The sequence below is a fragment of the Nostoc sp. UIC 10607 genome (genome assembly GCF_047228265.1).
In the GTDB taxonomy this organism is placed as follows: Bacteria; Cyanobacteriota; Cyanobacteriia; order Cyanobacteriales; family Nostocaceae; genus Nostoc; species Nostoc foliaceum_A.
Map to the genome: position 1 here is coordinate 1 of NZ_JBIQNW010000312.1, position 211 is coordinate 211.

Genomic DNA, 211 nt, shown 5'->3' on the forward strand with positions numbered 1-211 from the left:
AATGGCTTTCTGATCTGCATGGGATTGCAACTCAGCCGTAAATGCTTCATCAAAGTCATTGAATGTAGTTTTATCTTGAACTAGTTGCTGCCGATATTGAGATAGTTGCTCTGTTAATCCTAATACTGCTTGGCTTAAAGCTGACTCGATAGCTGATTGCTCAATATAATCAGAGATTGACAAAATTGCTTTCTTCTCTGCGTGGGATTGC

The 211-nt window shown here is 39.3% G+C and carries 1 protein-coding gene; it reads right to left on the reverse strand.

Going from position 1 to position 211, the window contains the following annotated elements; translation table 11 throughout:
- Nucleotides 1–183 (reverse strand): hypothetical protein (locus ACEYW6_RS36880; protein ID WP_412983704.1); only part of this gene is annotated, 183 nt, incomplete at its 3' end.
- Nucleotides 184–211: the final 28 nt, after the last annotated feature.